Here is an 18,194-nt window from a genome sequence, read left to right on the forward strand (position 1 = left end):
ATCCCACCCTTTGACACAATGTTGTTTGAATCGGCTATTTTATATGGGCAATTTTATACTAACGTTAACACGATTACGGGGTTTTTGGTAGGTGCTACTCCTTATATATGAGAGATTAGCATGCTATTTCATACGCTGAGTCAGCTCATCGCCCATTTACCCCTACCCAATTTTGTATTTGGCCATGAAGTTGACCAATAGTTCTTACAATAGCATTACGACTGCTCGGATTCCTTTCTTAAAAAATATTCATCTTCGAAAAAGAAATTTATACTTCATTGTTGCCCTGAGCTTAATGGGCTTTGTTATCCCTCTGGCTATAAGCATACAGGGCCTTGATTCGCCGGAACCCGTAGGTAAGTTTATTGATGGAGCATTACCCTCGGTCAAACCTGGGGGAGTTGCCCAATGGGAAGTAGTTGATGCTTTCCCCAATCTAAGTTTTACCGATCCTTCCTTTATCGTTCCTACCCATGATGGAAGCCATTATTATATAGGGGAAAGAGGAGGGCGAATTTATCGTATTCCAAATGATGAAACTACCAGTACCAAAACTCTGGTATTAGATATATCCACCAATGTTGCCCAAATGAGTGATGGGGGATTTTACAATTTTGTCCTGCATCCTGAATTTGGAAATCCACTTTCTCCCAATAGAGGCTATTTCTATGTGTATTATACCTGGAAAGATGCGGCGACTCCCGATCCAAGTGGTTTTCTGGGAACAGGTTTCCCCGGAAATTTCTACAATACATATTGTCGGCTCGCACGCTTCACGATCAATGATGGAAATATTGCGGCTGATCCTAGCAGCGAACAGGTAATGATTCATATCCGCATGTACAATGATTCTCATAGAGGCGGAGGAATGGCTTTTGACAATGATGGGTATTTTTATTTGACCATAGGAGACTTATACCGCTATCTAACGGCACAGCAAATTGATGATAATCTCGAAGGAGGAGTCATGCGCCTGGATGTAGATATGGATCTGAGTAGAAGTCATGCCCCTATAAAAAAGATGCCTTTTGCCGGAGGCAATGCAGATGAGATTTCCGGTGTAGGATATTTAATCCCCAATGACAATCCTTTCCTCGACCCCAGCGGGACAAATTTCGAAGAATATTTTACGCTCGGACATAGAAATCCTTATCGCATGTCTTATGATAAGGTGGAAGACAGACTTTGGTCCAGTGAGATTGGCCAGTCAGATCGGGAGGAAATAAATGTCATTGAGAAAGGGAATAATTATGGATGGTCCTTCCGCGAGGGTACCATTTCAGCTCCCCGAACTCCTCCGAACCCTCTTTTAGGTACCCTTACAGAGCCTGTCATTGACTTTGACAGATCAGATGCCCGAGCAATTATTGGGGGATATGTTTATCGGGCTTCCAAATTTCCCAGTCTGGTAGGCAAATTTTTATGTGGAGACTGGCAGAATGACAATCTTTATGCCCTGACCTATGATGATGTCAGCAAAACTACGCATCGGGAATATCTATGTCGCTTCAATCCAGACGAATTGGTTTCATTTGGTGAAGACCCTCTCAATGGGGAAGTATTCATGATTAGTGCAGGAGAAAGTTTCGGCAATGTCCGGAGCATTTATAAACTGGCACCAGCATCCGTTGCTCCTGCTGCTCCGGCACTCCTTTCTCAAACGGGCATCTTCAGCAATCTATCTACTATGGAAGTAGAAGATTATGCCATTCCATATGAATTGAATGTAGCCTTTTGGTCAGACAGTGCAGCCAAAAGGCGCTGGATGATCGTACCCAATGATGGGGATCATGATACCTCAGAAGAAAAGATTAATTATACAGAAAAGGGAAACTGGCAATTCCCTAAAGGAGCCGTACTGGTCAAGCATTTTGATCTGGTTTTGGATGAGAGCAATCCTACTTCCACTCGCAAACTGGAAACCCGTTTGATGGTTCATGGAGATGATGGTGAATACTATGGATTGAGTTATCGTTGGCTGGACAATCAACTGGATGCTCAATTGCTAACAAGTGCACGCGAAGATAGCTTTACCATCCAAACCGCTACGGGAAGCAAAGAAGTAGTTTGGTATTATCCAGATAGGGGTGAATGTATTACTTGCCATAATGAAGTATCTGATTTTGTGCTCGGTCCCAGTGCCCGCCAACTCAATAAAAAAATCACCTACCCTAGCAGTGGCAGAAATGCAAACCAGATCAAGACACTTCAACATCTGGAGATGTTTCACGCTACGGTAGATACTAATGCCGCAGTTTTAGCCAATGTCGAAAGCTCTGCTCCTACCGATGACCTTAGTCAGCCATTGGAAGCTCGTGCGCGGGCATATTTGGATGCAAACTGTGCGTATTGTCATAGACCTGGAGCTGGCAATCGTGCCTTTTTTGATGCGCGCTTAAGTACTCCTTTGGAAAGTCAGGACTTGATCTATGGCAATGTGAATGATGATATTGGCATAGATGGAGCACGGGTAATCATCCCGGGTGATCCCGAAAGATCTGTTCTTTACCAAAGGCTAAAGTCTGTACACGAGAGCATAGCCATGCCTCCTTTAGCCAAGAACAGAAGAGATGCTAAAGGCATCAATCTCATCGAAGACTGGATCAACTCCCTCAGTCCCGATCATATAGAAAGCAATGAATTCAGCCTGGGAAACACCCATTTTGATGATGGACTGTATGATGGATGGAGGGCTGTCATGATTATCAATGAGAGCGATAGCTATACCAATAATAGCGGGGGTACAGAAGATATTCGCATAGAAGAGTTCAAATTCTTCGCAAAAGCTGAAGCCGATCCTGTGACTCCTTTTGTAGCCCGGAGAAATGCAGATAATGACTTTACGGTACTCGCTATCGGAGATACCCGATACAATACAGACTATGTTCCCGGACATAATGAGTTCTCATTTAGTGATGGAAGTGCTCCGACAATAAGTCTGGCAGCAGGTGCAGAAATGGTGATCGGATTTATGGATGGAGAAGCCGATGGAACTGATCCCGGAAATGAAGCAGTAATCCCATATGATGCGGGAAGTCCGGCTGATGAAGTTTGGACTAGCGGTGGTTTGCTGGGATCAGAATCAGGAAGTATCAGTATAGGTTCAGCCCCTACACCTGGCTCAGATACTCAAAGCAATCTGCAAAGGAATTATCATTTCGCCATCGACTTTAGCATTACCTCCAGCAGCAATAAAACTCATCAAAAAATCACCTTTCCCGAAATCAGTAGCAAGAAAACCAATGATCCTTCTTTTGCAGCTGGAGCTACTGCCAGTTCAGGATTGAGTGTGACATATCAACTCGTAGCTGGACCTGCCAGTGTTTCAGGAAATACGATTATTTTGGATGGAAATCCCGGTTTGGTCATCCTTGAAGCAAAACAAAGCGGAGATGCCACTTATGAAGAGGCCCCCAAAGTAAGGCAGTCTTTTTATGTAACGGATCCTGCTTCAGGTAGCGGAACCGGACTGTTGGGAGAATATCACTCTGATGCATCTTTAGGAAATCTTGTATTCAATCAAGTAGATTCAGAAATTGATTTTTACTGGGCGAATTGTCCCCCTGATCCTCGTTTGAGCTCAACAAATTTCTCGATCAAATGGTCAGGAGAAATAGAAGTCCCTGTAAGTGGTACTTATACCTTCTTTAGCAATACCGATGATGGAGTCAGGCTCTGGATGAATGGAACCCTCCTGATCAATGAGTGGCAAAACCAGAGCGTAAGAGAGTTTAGTGCTAGCATTCCCCTTACAGCGGGTGTGCGTGTTCCGATCGTCATGGAATACTATCAGGCCAATGCTTATGCCAGCGCACAATTGTCCTGGTCCAGTAACAATATTCCTCAGGAAATCGTTCCTACACAATTTCTTTATCCCAATGGAGGAACCTTTCCCGTTGAGCTCCTTGATTTTCGGGCAGTTTTGCTTGAGGATCAGGTAAAAATAAACTGGGAAACTGTTATTGAGGAAAATGTTGATCGTTTCGTCATAGAGAGAAGCCAGGATGCGTTGAATTTCGAGCAAATCCAGCAGAAAAAGGCAGCAGGAAACAGGGTAGAATTAACGTCCTATGAGACTTATGATGAGCATCCTCTGAATGGCTCAAATTATTACAGACTTAAATCGGTGGATTTCGACGGCAAATTCGAATATTCAAAAACTGTTGAGGTCCAGGTGGAATCTCCGAGCTATAGTAGCATCTACCCCAATCCGCTAAGTCCGGGAGAAGAGTTGATTCTGGAGATAAACAGTGAAGACTCCGCTATCGCTATACTTCGCGACCTGAAAGGGAGAAGTATTCGTCAACAAAAAATAAGTGGGGAGGCAGGGATTCAAAAAATTCCGTTCAGCCTGAATGATCTCGCTCCGGGCATTTATTTCCTTCACATCAAAGATATACGCAATCGAATCCATATCCATAAGGTTTTGATTCGATAAAAAAATGATATCCTTTTAGCCCCTCTTCCAGCTGGAAGAGGGGTTTTTGCATTTATTTTAGCTGCGGGAAATCCGATTGCCTACATGCTTTCGTATATTAAAAATGTTTCACCACAGATTCGCAGCTACAGAAACAAGCGCCATGAGACCCGCACAGGAAAACCAGCCCTTTCACAGTGCCTCCAGCTCTGAGCAAGAGCTTGTTGCAGCGCTTAAACGAAAAGAGCGTAAAGCTCTGGAATATCTCTATGACCACTACAGCGATGCCTTGTATGGGGTCATTTTTCAGATTATCCAAAATGATCCTTTGGCAGAAGATGCCTTGCAGGAGAGTTTTCTGAAAATTTGGAAGAAGATAGAAAGCTATGATCAAAGCAAAGGCCGACTCTTTACCTGGCTATTACGTATTTCCAGAAATACCGCCATCGATCTTTTACGCTCCAAACATCAAAAAGTAGCTAAATTCACCCTTGACTCTCCCCTAAGCAAAACAGAGAAAGTCCAAACGGAAAGTATCCCTACCGATCTGATCGGTCTGGGGGATTTATTACTCCATATGAAACAGGAACAAAGAATCCTGATGGAATACATTTATTTCAAAGGCTATTCTCAATCCGAAACCGCTAAACACTTAAATATCCCTTTGGGTACAGTAAAGACAAGGACCCGACTGGCCTTAAATTATTTGAGGAGCATTGTAAAACAAGAAAAAATATGAAATCATTCAATTCATCCAAGGAGCAAGAATTACTCGAAAAGTATGCCCTGGGAATCGCAAAAGAGGAGGAAATGAAGCTTGTTGAACAATGGCTAAAGGATTCTCCCCAGCTTCGTGCTGATTTAGCAGAAATCACTGAGGCACTGGAAAACTTTGCCAGGGCCCATAAAAAACGTCCTCAATCTTCTATGAGAAAGCGGATTATGGACAAGGTTTTTACCGAGGGGGAATTTTCTTCCCCCCAAGCTTCAACTAGAAAATCTTTGGAACACTGGTCGCAGCAAATCTCCGAATTTAAGCAACCAGAAAAACTGGAAAATCTACATACCATCATGCTGGAAAAAACGGAGAGCAGACGAAGTATGCTGGTTTGGATCAAAGAAAAACTGGAAGAAGAGGTTCATGATAAATATCTGGAGAGTTTTCTCGTCCTTTCCGGTTCCTGTAACTGCTATTTTCATGGAAAACTGGTCAGGAGCATGCAGGCAGGCGAAAGTATGGAAATTCCCCTTCACACCCCTCACTGGATAGAAGTAACCTCAGCAGAACCCTTACAATTGATCGTGCAGAGAAATGCGGCTTAGTTTTCAGAAGGCATACTAGCCAGCATTTGCAAGGTAAATCCACTTCCTTCTCTATAGGGACCTGGCTGAAGTTCGACTTCCTGCTCAGTCAGTTTTTCGATATTCACCAGGCGAAAAATATCTTCCAATTCCTCACGGGTATAGAGAAATTCCTTGAGCTTTGGGCCTCCTGTCGCCATTTCAAACTGTCTCTCGGAAAAAGCTTCAAACAAGAGCTTTCCCCCAGGTTTGAGGAAATTGAGGTAGCGGCGAAAAAGAGCCCGCCTCAAAGAGGGCGAAGGGTGAATAAAGATGAATGCGATGAGGTCAAATTTGCCTTCGGGCTGGTAAGTCGCAATATTTTCCAGTTTGTAATCGAAACGAACGCCAATCTCTTCTGCAAAGTTCAGGGCTTTCTTCCGTCCTTCCTCACTAAAGTCTACGGCTTCTACCTCCCAGGTTCTGGTAGAAGCAAATACTGCATTTCGCCCCTCGCCTTCACCTGGCAAGAGCAATCTACCCGCCGGAGCCTCTTCCAGGTATTCCCGTAGAAAGGCATTGGGTTCACGGCCATAGACATATTCCTGTTGTCCAAACCGTTCATTCCAGAAACTGCTTTGTTCGAAAGGAAAATTCATTTTCGCAGATAGGTTTAAAGTAAATCTAGTATTTATTTTAACAGACTTATTAACATTGACCCATAAATTGAGCCTTTTATTCCCCAAGTATGCAAAGAGAACTCAAAAACATCGGATTCCAGATGAAGGCCCTTCAAAAAGGAGAAGCCTGGCACGGAAAAGCGCTTGAAGAAGCCCTTAAGGATCTTAGTTGGCAAAAAGCCCTCCAGCATCCCTTTCCCCATGCGCATAGCATCTGGGAATACGTCCTGCATATCATAGCATGGAGAACCTTCGCTATAGAAAGGATCAAAGGGAATGCCGAATTCCACATAGAAATTGGAGGGGAAATTGATTGGCCAAAAGTAGAAGGAGCTTCTGAAAAAAGTTGGGAGGATACTCAGGTCCAACTCAGCAATTCCAGTCAGATACTCAGGGACTTACTCAGAGAAAAGAAAGATAGCTTCCTCGATAGGCAGGTTGAGAAAAAAGCTTATTCATTTTATATCCTCTTGCATGGAATTGTACAACATGATGCCTATCATTGTGGTCAGATTGTTTTGACGAGAAAATTTTTGGAACAATCTCATGCATCCTAATACTCATATAGCTTAGAAACAAGGTGAACAGCGATCTACTATCCCAATTAAGTTTGGAAGAAAAAGCCAAACTCATGTCCGGCCAGGACCTCTGGTCAACTTTTCCTGTTGAAAGACTTGGAATTCCCTCTATTTATATGTCAGATGGGCCACATGGACTACGTAAAGTAGATCCTACTGTAGCCCTGGGAGAAAGTGTTCCCGCGACTTGCTTTCCAACGGCCTCGGCTATGGCATCCACCTGGAATGCCGACCTTATATATAAGGCAGGAGCTGCTATTGGGCAGGAGTGTTTGCGGCATGATGTGCAAATTCTTCTGGGACCGGGAGTCAATATCAAGCGCTCTCCATTAGGGGGTAGAAATTTTGAATACTTTTCTGAAGATCCCCTATTGGCTGGAATACTGGCCGCTTCCCTGATATTAGGTCTGCAAAGTAAGGGAGTCGGCGCCTGCGTCAAGCATTTCGCAGCCAACAATCAGGAGTTTGAACGTATGATCGGAAACTCTATCGTTGATGAGCGAACCCTGCGTGAAATTTACCTGACAGCTTTTGAGATTGTGGTAAAAGAAGCTCAGCCCTATGCTATCATGGCTGCTTATAATCAGGTAAATGGCATTTGGGCCAGTGAAAGTCGACGGCTATTGACCCAAATATTAAGAGATGAATGGGGATACGAAGGCATAGTGATTTCTGATTGGGGAGCTGTAAATCATCCGGAGAAAGCCCTAGAAGCCGGACTCAATCTGGAAATGCCGGACAATCCACTAAGTGCTCCCAAGATTATCAAAGCTGTAGAAAGTGGGGAGCTTGCGGAAGAGGAATTGGATAAAATGGTAAGCAATCTGCTGAATGTTGTATTCAAAGCAGATGCAAATAGACAATCAAAGGCTTCTTTTGATATAGTTGAGCATCATGAATTGAGTAAGGAAGTTGCAGCCGAAAGTATGGTGCTCCTCAAAAATGAAGACAGCCTCCTCCCCATTCAAATAGAAGAACTATCCTCCATCGCCCTTATCGGAAATTTTGCCAAACATCCTCGTTATCAGGGTGCAGGTAGCTCCCGGGTAAATGCGAGTCGTAGTGAGAGTACCTTTGAGGCGCTACATGAATTATTGCCTCAACATGTCCAGATAAACTATGCTGAGGGCTATAATAATGAAGCCGATGAGGTTCATATGCAATTGCTATCTACTGCGAAAGAAGCTGCTGCCAAAAGCGATGTTGCTATTGTTCTGGTAGGCCTACCGGATTCCTTTGAAGCTGAAGGTAGCGACAGAAGTCATATGCACCTTCCTAAAAGTCATGATAGCCTGGTAGAAGAAATTCTCAAAGTTCAGCCCAATACTGTCGTGGTTCTTATCAATGGATCTGCGGTTGAATTGCCCTGGGCAGATCAATGCAAGGCCATTTTGGAATCCTGGTTAGGGGGGCAGGCAAGTGGGGCGGCTTTGGCTGAGACCCTTTTGGGCATCAGAAATCCATCCGGAAAATTATCTGAGACTTTCCCCTTGAAACTGGAGCACAATTCTTCCTCCCTCAATTTCCCGGGAGAAAACAGGAAAGTAGAATATAAAGAGAGGATTTATATCGGTTACAGATATTACGATACAAAAAAGCTGCCTGTGATGTATCCCTTTGGACATGGGCTTTCCTATACAACTTTTGAATACAGCAATCTTGCATTCAGCGATCAGGTAGTTGCAGATGATGATACTTGCCGACTGTCTTTCTTTTTGAAGAATACCGGAAATGTAAGAGGTAAAGAAGTGGTGCAGGTCTATGTCAGTCCTCCTTCAGCTTATGTGGATAGACCCGATCAAAAACTGGCTGCCTTTGATAAAATAGAACTGGATCCGGGTGCGACTGCTTTGGTGGAGTTTATTTTGGAGAAAAGAGCATTTAGTTATTATGATGTGGATTTGGAAGACTGGTTGATTGACTCAGGAAGCTTTGAGATTCGCATTGGCAGCTCCTCAAGGGACATCAGGCTGTGTAAAAGCCTGGAGATCATCAGCGAAAAAGCCAAGCCTAAAAAGGTCTATGACCGATACTCTACAGTTGCAGAATTACTCGAGCATCCTAAAGGAAAAGCTTATGTAGACAAAATGATGCCTTTATTCGGAGTTGATCCGGATACGGTAAGAGCGGAGGATCATGATATGCGTATCATCCTAATGTCCATGCCTATTGTGAAGCGCTGTAATTTCAGTCATGGCGCATATACAGAGGAGATGCTGGATGAGTTTCTGAAAGAGGTAAATGCAGGGGAATAAATTTTGACAATTTCAATTGGTAATAAAAGAGCCTTCACCTCTGGTGGGGGCTTTTTTGATACGTAAAAATCTTTTGTCATCTCGAGGCTGGGCTTTTTCAAGCTCCTGCGCGCCGAGAAGCCTTGTATTTTGAGTTGAGCATATAATACATGATCTCTCAGCCCGCCAGCCATCGCGCGAGCAAGCTTCGAGATGACAGAGTCTTTCGGTTTTTTTATAGAGCTGTGAAGGAAGGGATGGAGAGGAAAGGCAGAGGCCCCAGGACGAAGCTGGAGATGACAGGGGGGCTAACACAGAAAAGAGGCCCGATCCATCTGGATCGGGCCTCTTTTATAGAAAGAATATTTCTTACTAGTTTTGATTCTGAAGTGCAGCACTCAGCTTTTTAGCATACTCAGCCATCTCTTCATTTTTACCAATGATAGGAGTGATCTGAACCAGCTGAGAAAGCCACTCAGGCTCATTAGGCTGAAGTTCATGCAGCTTGAGAACAAAAGGATATGCTTTACCAAGCAAGCCTTTGATTTCCGCATCAGCTTTTTCTACCTCATCTTCTGAGTCATATTCTGCCTTGGCAGTAGACTTGGTAGCAGCTTTGTTGATATAATAGGCTGCTATTCCGTAGTTAGCCTGAAGGTTTTCAGGTTCTTTTTCATAAGCCTGTGAATACAACTCAAAAGCTTTGTCGGCTTTTTGTGCTCTTTCCAGGAGAGAAGCATATACAAGACGTACATTGTTGTCGTCTGGATTCTTTTCCAAAGCTGTATCGAATTTCTTCTCAGCTTGTGCAAGCATATCAGGATGTTTCTGATAAACAATCAGCTCCTGACGCTTGATGTCTTCATCTTCTGGCAGAGCTTCGATACCTTCATTCAAAGTATTGAGAGCTTTCTGGGTCTCTCCCTGTGCTTCGTAGATCACAGCCAACTGCTGATACAGGTAGCTAAGCTGTCCTTTGCTAATATCGTATTCATCATCAGTCTCAAGAAGTTTGAGTGTTTCAGGAGTTTGTCCTTCTACGTACTTCTTGTTGAAGATTTCAAAACACTTATTGAGGGTAGCTACACATCCCACAGTATCCTGGTTCACCAATTGAGCAGAACCCAACATACGATTGGTCAGGAAGTGCCCGGGATAAATCTCATCTGCAGCTTTAAAATAAGTGAGTGCATTCGCATCATCGCCAGTATTGAACATATTTACACCTTCATTGTACAGGATGGCCCATACATTGAAATCTGCCTGGTCCAGTAAAGACTGATTTTTCATCGCCTTTCCTTCAGGATTGGCCATGGCTTTTTGCAGATTGTCTTTAGCTTTGAAAATAGCATCCGGATGCTGAGATCTCAGGTCGCCAAGTGTAGTATCACGAGCAACCTGTAGATAGGCTTTATGTAAATAATATTGTCCTTTAGCTATATCCTTTTGTTTCTTGATCAGTTCGGGTTTTGACAGGCCCAATTCAAGTTTTTCAATAGCATCAGCTATTTTTCCGTTTTGTACAGCTAGCACACCAGAAGTAATCTTAGACTTTTGGGCGCTCAACTGAACTGACAGAAATGCCATTAAAAAAACGAATGTTGTCAGTTTCCTCATAACAGTTATAGAATTTAGAAGCATTGTCGCTTGTTAAAAAGAGTGAATTAAGTTAATGAATTTGCATTAAATGAAGGGAATTCTATGCTTATTTATTCCTGGTCTTCTTTATTATCCTGCTCTTCAGCCTTATTTTCTTCAGCATTTGGAGCATTTTCTGTTGATTCCTGGTCTTCAAGCTCTTCCCCCTCATCTTTCTCCAGGACCTTGGTTACGGAAGCAATTTCGTCTTCTCCTTTCAGTCTTATCAACTTGACACCCATGGTATTTCTTCCCAGGGTACTCACATCTGCTACTCTCATCCTGATGGTAATTCCTTTTTTGGTAATGATCATCAGGTCTTCATCTTCCACACTCTCAATCCGCTGAATGGAGACCAAGTTTCCGGTTTTACTTCCGACATTCAGAGTTTTGACGCCCTTACCCCCTCTGTTGGTCACTCTGTATTCAGAAATTGGGGTTTGTTTTCCAAATCCTTTTTCTGAAACAACGAGTAAATTTGCCTCCTCTGCATCCGGAACTACTACCATCCCAATCACTTCATCTCCCTCATTCTGTAACGTAATTCCCCTTACTCCCATTGCCGTACGGCCCATTTCTCTTACTTTTTCTTCCTCAAACCTCACTGCATAGCCTGATTTGCCTGCCAACATGATTTGGCTCTTGCCATTGGTTAGCTTTGCTTCAAGCAGCTCATCCCCTTCATAAATCCCGATAGCCAGGATACCATTCACACGAGGGCGACTATAAGCACGCAGGGAAGTTTTCTTGACTTGTCCCTTGCGAGTCGCCATGATGATATTGTGAGAATCCACAAATTCATCATCCGTCAGATCCTCTACCGTGACATAGGCTTTCACCTTATCATCTCTATCCAGTTGGATCAGATTCTGGATCGCTCGTCCTTTATGAGATCGATCTTTTAGCGGAATTTCATAAACTCGCAACCAGAAACATTTTCCTTTCTCAGTAAAGAAGAGCATATAATTGTGAGCACGAGCGGTAAATAAGTGCTCTACAAAGTCAGCTTCTTTTTTACCGGTTCCTCTAAATCCGGTTCCTCCTCTGCCCTGCGCCTGGTACTCATCAGACTTGGTACGTTTGATATATCCCTGATTGGTGATGGTGATCACCATATCGTCATTGGCGATGATATCTTCTATTCTGATCTCACCAGCAGCGAAGGTAATTTCCGTCCTGCGGGGATCATTGTATTTTTCTTTTACTTCATCCAGCTCCTCCTTTATAATACTCATCCTCAGACTTTCATCTGCCAAAACCGACTCCAGGTAATCAATCTTCTCCTTAAGTTCATTGTATTGTTGCTGAATCTTCTCCCTCTCCAAACCTGTCAGGCGCTGGAGGCGCATATCCAGGATAGCTTTGGCCTGGATCTCACTCAAGTTGAACTTCTCCATCAATCCTGCACGAGCTTCATCTGCAGTTCTGGAAGCACGGATCAAGGCAATCACTTCATCCAGATGGTCCAGTGCAATCAGCAAACCTTCGAGGATATGTGCCCGTTTCTTGGCTTCTTCTAACTCGTATTTCGTACGTCGGGTAACTACTTCATGGCGATGCTCCACAAAGTATTTGATCATATCCTTCAGATTGAGGGTCTGCGGCCTTCCATTTACCAGCGCGACATTGTTCACACTGAAGGAAGTTTGCAGAGGGGTCATCTGAAAAAGCTTATTCATAACCACCTGGGCATTGGCATCGCGTTTTACATCAACAACAATGCGCATCCCATCACGGTCAGATTCATCATTGATATCTGAAATACCATCCAGCTTCTTTTCATTGATCAGTTCACTGACCCGTGCGATGGTATTGGCTTTATTTACCTGATAAGGAATTTCTGAGATAATGATCCGCTCGCGATCCTGATTTACTTCTTCAATCTCAGCTTTAGCACGCATCACAACCCGACCTCTCCCTGTGGCAAAGGCAGATTGTATTCCCTCGACTCCATATATTATACCTCCTGTAGGGAAGTCAGGGCCTTTGACATGTTGCATCAATCCCTGTATATCGATTTCCGGATCGTCTATGTAAGCTGCTACAGCGTCTACCACTTCCCCCAGATTATGTGGAGCCATATTGGTAGCCATTCCCACTGCGATCCCACTGGTACCATTTACCAGCAGATTAGGGATCTTACTGGGAAGTACGGTAGGCTCCGTGAGAGAATCATCAAAGTTCAGGCGAAAATCGACGGTATCCTTTTCAAGATCAGCGAGCATCTCCTCAGCGATCTTTCTCAATCTCGCCTCCGTATAACGCATAGCCGCAGGATTATCTCCATCGATGGAGCCAAAGTTACCCTGTCCATCTACCAAAGGATATCTCAGGGACCATTCCTGAGCCATCCGCACCATGGTATCATACACAGCACCATCACCATGTGGGTGAAATTTTCCCAACACTTCCCCTACAATTCTGGCCGATTTTTTATAAGGTCTGTTGCTGGCGAGGCCCAGCTCCGTCATGCCATAAAGGACACGTCTGTGCACGGGTTTTAGTCCATCACGAACATCTGGTAGTGCCCGAGAAACGATCACCGACATGGAGTAGTCGATGTATGCGTTTTTCATTTCCTCTTCAATGACCCGGGTAATAATCTTTTCTCCTTCTGCCATAGTTTTTATTTGGGTATTGTAGCCCTTTGAGATTCGTTTTTCGAGCCTGTAAACAGAGCCCTTTATAATCATGGCAATTTACGAAATTCCTACCTGCTTTGAAAGTTGACAGAGAGCTATTTTTACAAAGTAACCTCCTCTTGATCAGGGAAATGTGAAAGTTTTTCAAGCGTGAGCATATTCCGATCCCTTCCTTCATCCTTAGGCCCTAAATTTTCGGAATTACAGCAAGTGCTCAAGGGATTTTCTTGTTGGGCAAAAGCCTATATGTAATGCATTTTCCGGGACAGAAACGATCGCTAAAGCCGCATTTTTTGGTAAAAAATTGATACCAGAGGTGATGAGCTTACACTTCTTTTTGATATAAAGCTGCTATTCGGGATTGCAGGCTTGTATCAAAGACATATATTTAGAATTATGAAAATCAAGGTCTTAGCAAAAAAAGCCTTGATCAAAGACGCAAGACAAATGTCCATTTCATCCTCTTTATACAATCAGCTACTGGCTAAAAAGCTTCTTTTCTAATATGCTCCCTAGCTATTCAGACCCGTAGATTTATCCCGCCAGAGCATCAATAGCGGGCATAAAAAATATGTAACATCCATTTAGATATTGCTTTTTAAAAAGAAGCTTCAGCTCCTACTTTTGGCTTATACTTTTTTTGGAAACAAACTTATGAGAAAGGCTGAATTGACATCCACCCAACTTCGTGATCTGCGTGTATTTAATCTTATCCTGGACCACAATGAATGGATAGATTTAAATGATACGGAAAAGAGAATGGATATGGGGGAAAATGTCAACCCCGAAGGATTACGTGAGACCTATTCTGCTCATGTAGTTCTCCAAGCTCGTTTTCATGCTCCTGTTAATATGATCAGTTTACGGATAATGGATACCAAGTTCGACGAACGGGTACAATTTCATTTTCTGTTCGATGATAGACCTGAAAGAATTCTTGAATGGATGGTAGAAGTTAGCGATCAACTGAATCTGGAAACCTATCCAGAGATGCTGAAGCTGGCAGACGGTAAATGTGAAATGATCCTATTGGAGGTTTCAGATACCGAAATCTACGAGGTAAAACCTCCTACTAAAGCCTAAGCAGGCAAAGCGTATTGGGGTTCCTGTCCAGGGGCAATAGCCATGAAGCCCGGACTTATTTATCGAAACTGATCTTTACGTAATTGATCTTTTTACCCATCTCGAGAAATTTTTTCTCGTAGGTTGTCATGACTTTGCAGTAGGCTGAGATATGCTCAGCTTCGTGTAGGTCAAAACTCAAGTCGTGCATGCGTATTCTCGCATGCCGAACAAAGATCTCCAGGCTAAAATGAAACAGATCGATATCGTCTGTTTTCATATGTAAGAATCCGCCATTTTTTAGGACTTTCTCATAGGAGGAAAGAAAGTTGGGGTGAGTCATCCGATGCTTGGCTTGCCGACTTTTCCGAAAGGGATCCGGGAAGGTGATCCACATTTCATCCGCTTCTTCTTCTCCGACAAAATTTTCTATCTCCCCAAGGTGAGCACGAATAAATGCAAGATTGTTTATTCCAGCTGCCAAAGCATCTTTGGCAGGACGCCACAATCTATCTGCCTTTACATCAATACCTACAAAATTCTTCTCAGGATAGCGCTGAGCCTGTTCATAAATGAACTCGGCCTTTCCACATCCCAATTCAAATACGATGGGATGCTGATCGCCAAAATGCTCGGTCCAGGATTTTCCCTGGAAGCTTTCTAAATCAAATGTATTGGGAAAAGAATCAAATTCTGATTTCTTCAGGAGCTTTCGCCTCGACATGCTATTTCTAAATACTCATACTCATCGTAGCCTCTCTACGATAATGATCTCTTTGACTTCCTCCCAGGCGGAGTGAAGTGTAACGAAATACAATCCTTCCTGCATGTTACCGACGCCTACACGAATGTTGTTTTCTCCTTCTGGATAGATAGCTTCAGATTCAAACTGTGTATTACCAAAAGCATCTTTGATTTCGAGCTTTACTTCAGAAGCTGCATAAAGATTGATTGGAATAGCTACCATACGGGTACCTGAAGCGGGGATTCCTTCGTTTTGAGTCTCATCAATGATCACCTTGGTTACGGGCAATGATTGTGTAGAAGTCAATAGCTCAGTCTGAGCGGACAATGAAAATACAGACACAAGAGAGATGAGAACTGAGAGAAAAATGCTGCGGTACGGCATAATACAGAAATGATGGTAATTTCGCGCGACACGAAAGTTAAAACTAATTTTCTGGATATCAAATTGTTTCCACAGAGAACTATCCACAAACTGCTTTGTTTGGATTTCTCTTATTTAAAACAAACTTCCAGAAAGATTTCCTACCTATTCTATCATTTTTTGTGCCAAAGCCGAATAAACTTTCCCACAATAATGGCGAAATTCCTCAAAGAGCTTTACGTCTTTAAGAATAGTTGAGTTTGGGAAAGTTCAAATTCAAGTACCAAGTTCATACTCAATTATGGTTTAAGCTTGAACTTGCGCTTGATACTTGCACTTGAATTTAAGCTCCACATTTACCCCAAAAACAAAAAAGCATCCACATAAAGTGGATGCTTTTTATAAACATATTGTTGCTGCGTCCGCTATTCGCGGTATTTATCGAAACGGGGATCTTCAGACATAATCGAGAATACTGGATTATTGAAGATGTATCCTTTGTAGTCTGGATTGCTGGTAATGGCCTTATCCAGGGACTCCAGTGTTTTTCTGGTTAAACCTTTATAGGCATGTACAGCGGCCATATTGTAATGAGCTGCAGCCAAATTAGGATCAGCATTGATAGCCTCTGTGAAATCAGCAGCAGCCTCTGTGAACATATTCGCTTTGAGTTTGCTTACTCCACGATTGTTGAGTTGAGCCGCTGTTGGTGTTTTTCCGTCAAGCAGCGCATCATACTCAGCTAAAGCTGCATGAAGCAGACCCATTTTTTCCATCAGGATAGCTCTGTTGAAGAAGAGCTTTCTATCGCCAGGATTGTTTTCGGCCAAACGATTGAACTCATCATACAGGGCTTTCTTCTCACCCGCATCATACTGATCTGCCAGCAGAATTTTGTATCCTTGACTAGCTACGCTATACATAGCAGAATTAGAACCTCTAAAGCTCGCAGCTCTTTCCAAATCAGCGATGGTATTCTGATAATCTTTGTCAGCGAGGAAATAGGTCGCACGCATTGCATAAAGATTTGGAGAAGCTTTTTGTGTCAACAACTGGTTGATAGTAGCCAGTTCCTGGTCGGCTTGCATCCCATCTTTATAAGGAGTTACCCGGAAAACTGTTTGAGCGACTTCTTCCAAACGAGAAGAGGCAACGGGCAGTCTTTCTGCAAACCTTTGCAAGGTTTCCCCTTGTCCCGAAAATTCAAAGTCCATAACAACGAAGGTATGTCTTGCAGGAATCAGGGCATCATCCACCAGGATTTCCCAGAACTTCACCTTTCTCAGTTTGGCTTCTTTTTGATCATTGCTAAGATTGGCATCGCGGTAGATTTCAAGTGCCTGGTCCTTTTCATCGGACATCAGTCTTGTACTGGCTTTCGTCAGCAATTCTACACGCCCCCAGTCCTCTCCGAGTCCACCTGCTGTAATCTCAAGTCCTTTGATCGAACCATTGAGTGCTTTCAATCCTTCTTTTAAAGACTCAGCACGTCTTTGAGAAAGCTTAAGGTTATAAGACTCTTTACCACCGGGAGACGCCCAACCACTAAGGTCAATGCGGGTGATCTTGTATCCAAGGTCTTTGTACTTGTGGATATAGGATTGGATGAGATTTACCTGAAAAGTAGAATCGATCCAATCAGATTTACTTTCGGGGAACAATACATCGATGGTTCCGGTAAAGCCTTTGTATTTGAATTGCTCATCCTGAACATTGATGTCTGGAAAGTCAACTACAGATTGTAATTGAGTCTCTGCCCAGGGTGTTGCTGTACAACAAGCAGGCATTCCGATGCCGATAGGCTGAGAATTACTTTCACAGAAATATTCTTTCAGGTTGCCTTTCTTGTCATACTTGGCTACTGCGAAACTCAACATCAGTTGCTTTCCTGCCAGCTCAACCCCATTAACCGGGATTTTGTACATAAAGAAAGGTTTTCTGTTTTTCAGATAATAGGCTCTGTCAACAATCAATGATTCCAGAGATCCGGAAGGAGACTTTTCCATGCCCTTGAGAGCATCTGGAGAAGCATAGCTGGCATTTACATGAACAGCCACTCCTTTGTCAAGGTATTGTTCATAGGCGAGATCACTGACCAAACGCATAAAAAGCGTATCTCCTTTTACCTCTGCTTGTCCTGGCTCCAGATAGAAGTAGGAGAAGTCGGTATTGTCATACTGACTTACTTTCAAAACCGTAGGCTTGGAATTACTTTGGATCAGTTTATTGATATCTGCGGTAAAGGTTTCGCAGGTATTTATATATTTTTCTCCCCTATATTTTACTTTATTTATAAATCCTTCCGGGTTACACCCGCTAATTATCATGGACGCACTAAGTAGTATAATCCAGGCTGAAAATATGGAGGTGTTTGCTTGCAAGAATTTCCGGTTCATTAGGTTTTTTTTAGGTTAATGCATTGAGCAAAAATAGAAAAATCTAAACTATAAATAGTTTTCCACTACGAAAATGCAAAATTTTACGAATAATGCACTATTATTTGAGGGTACTTTTATATACTCGAATCGAATTCAGCACTTTCGTCCCGAATAGG

Annotated in this window: 12 protein-coding genes; 6 read left to right on the plus strand and 6 right to left on the minus strand. The window is 43.1% G+C overall.

The window, feature by feature from the left end:
• Nucleotides 1-184: 184 nt before the first annotated feature.
• The 3 genes from R8P61_21165 (at nt 185) to R8P61_21175 (ending at nt 5,740) form a co-directional block, all read left to right on the plus strand.
• Nucleotides 185-4,438, plus strand: a complete 4,254-nt coding sequence (locus R8P61_21165; protein ID MDW3649593.1) for a PQQ-dependent sugar dehydrogenase — start codon at nt 185-187, stop codon at nt 4,436-4,438.
• 142 nt (nt 4,439-4,580) lie between these two features.
• The gene (locus R8P61_21170; GenBank protein MDW3649594.1) at nt 4,581-5,156 is read left to right on the plus strand and encodes a sigma-70 family RNA polymerase sigma factor; all 576 of its coding nucleotides are present in this window, start codon (nt 4,581-4,583) and stop codon (nt 5,154-5,156) included.
• Complete coding sequence (locus tag R8P61_21175) at nt 5,153-5,740, plus strand: cupin domain-containing protein (protein ID MDW3649595.1); 588 nt, start codon at nt 5,153-5,155, stop codon at nt 5,738-5,740. The genes R8P61_21170 and R8P61_21175 overlap by 4 nt, the downstream gene beginning before the upstream one ends.
• Here the strand turns inward: R8P61_21175 and R8P61_21180 are convergent.
• A complete protein-coding gene (locus R8P61_21180; protein ID MDW3649596.1) occupies nt 5,737-6,357 on the minus strand; it encodes a class I SAM-dependent methyltransferase in 621 nt (206 codons plus the stop codon). The two genes, R8P61_21175 and R8P61_21180, sit on opposite strands and share 4 nt — an antisense overlap.
• Nucleotides 6,358-6,446: 89 nt before the next feature.
• Between R8P61_21180 and R8P61_21185 the strand changes: the two genes are divergently transcribed.
• Together R8P61_21185 and R8P61_21190 are read left to right on the plus strand one after the other, a co-directional pair.
• On the plus strand, nt 6,447-6,935 hold the full coding sequence (locus R8P61_21185; GenBank protein ID MDW3649597.1) for a DinB family protein: 489 nt from the start codon (nt 6,447-6,449) through the stop codon (nt 6,933-6,935).
• Nucleotides 6,936-7,009: 74 nt separating this feature from the next.
• Nucleotides 7,010-9,211, plus strand: a complete 2,202-nt coding sequence (locus R8P61_21190; GenBank protein MDW3649598.1) for a glycoside hydrolase family 3 C-terminal domain-containing protein — start codon at nt 7,010-7,012, stop codon at nt 9,209-9,211.
• Between the two features lie 351 nt (nt 9,212-9,562).
• On the opposite strand, the gene R8P61_21195 is transcribed toward R8P61_21190, so the two are convergent.
• Nucleotides 9,563-10,777 carry a tetratricopeptide repeat protein gene (locus R8P61_21195; GenBank protein MDW3649599.1) on the minus strand — a complete coding sequence of 405 codons (1,215 nt, stop codon included), beginning with the start codon at nt 10,775-10,777 and terminating at the stop codon, nt 9,563-9,565.
• A gap of 122 nt (nt 10,778-10,899) precedes the next feature.
• Nucleotides 10,900-13,449 carry a DNA gyrase subunit A gene (gene gyrA, locus R8P61_21200; protein ID MDW3649600.1) on the minus strand — a complete coding sequence of 850 codons (2,550 nt, stop codon included), beginning with the start codon at nt 13,447-13,449 and terminating at the stop codon, nt 10,900-10,902.
• A 675-nt stretch (nt 13,450-14,124) separates the two neighbouring features.
• On the opposite strand from gyrA, the gene R8P61_21205 reads away from it, so the two are divergent.
• A complete protein-coding gene (locus tag R8P61_21205) occupies nt 14,125-14,553 on the plus strand; it encodes a hypothetical protein (protein ID MDW3649601.1) in 429 nt (142 codons plus the stop codon).
• A gap of 55 nt (nt 14,554-14,608) precedes the next feature.
• Here R8P61_21205 and trmB read toward each other — a convergent pair whose 3' ends face one another.
• From trmB to R8P61_21220, 3 genes are all read right to left on the minus strand, one after another.
• Complete coding sequence (trmB, locus tag R8P61_21210) at nt 14,609-15,256, minus strand: tRNA (guanosine(46)-N7)-methyltransferase TrmB (GenBank protein ID MDW3649602.1); 648 nt, start codon at nt 15,254-15,256, stop codon at nt 14,609-14,611.
• Nucleotides 15,257-15,277: 21 nt separating this feature from the next.
• Nucleotides 15,278-15,661 (minus strand): hypothetical protein, encoded by a 384-nt coding sequence (locus R8P61_21215; GenBank protein ID MDW3649603.1) that lies wholly within the window; start codon nt 15,659-15,661, stop codon nt 15,278-15,280.
• A 404-nt stretch (nt 15,662-16,065) separates the two neighbouring features.
• Nucleotides 16,066-18,036: a hypothetical protein gene (locus R8P61_21220; GenBank protein MDW3649604.1), complete on the minus strand. Its 1,971-nt coding sequence runs from the start codon at nt 18,034-18,036 to the stop codon at nt 16,066-16,068.
• Between the last annotated feature and the right edge of the window lie 158 nt (nt 18,037-18,194).

The organism is Bacteroidia bacterium (genome assembly GCA_033391075.1).
Taxonomy (GTDB): Bacteria; Bacteroidota; Bacteroidia; order J057; family J057; genus JAWPMV01.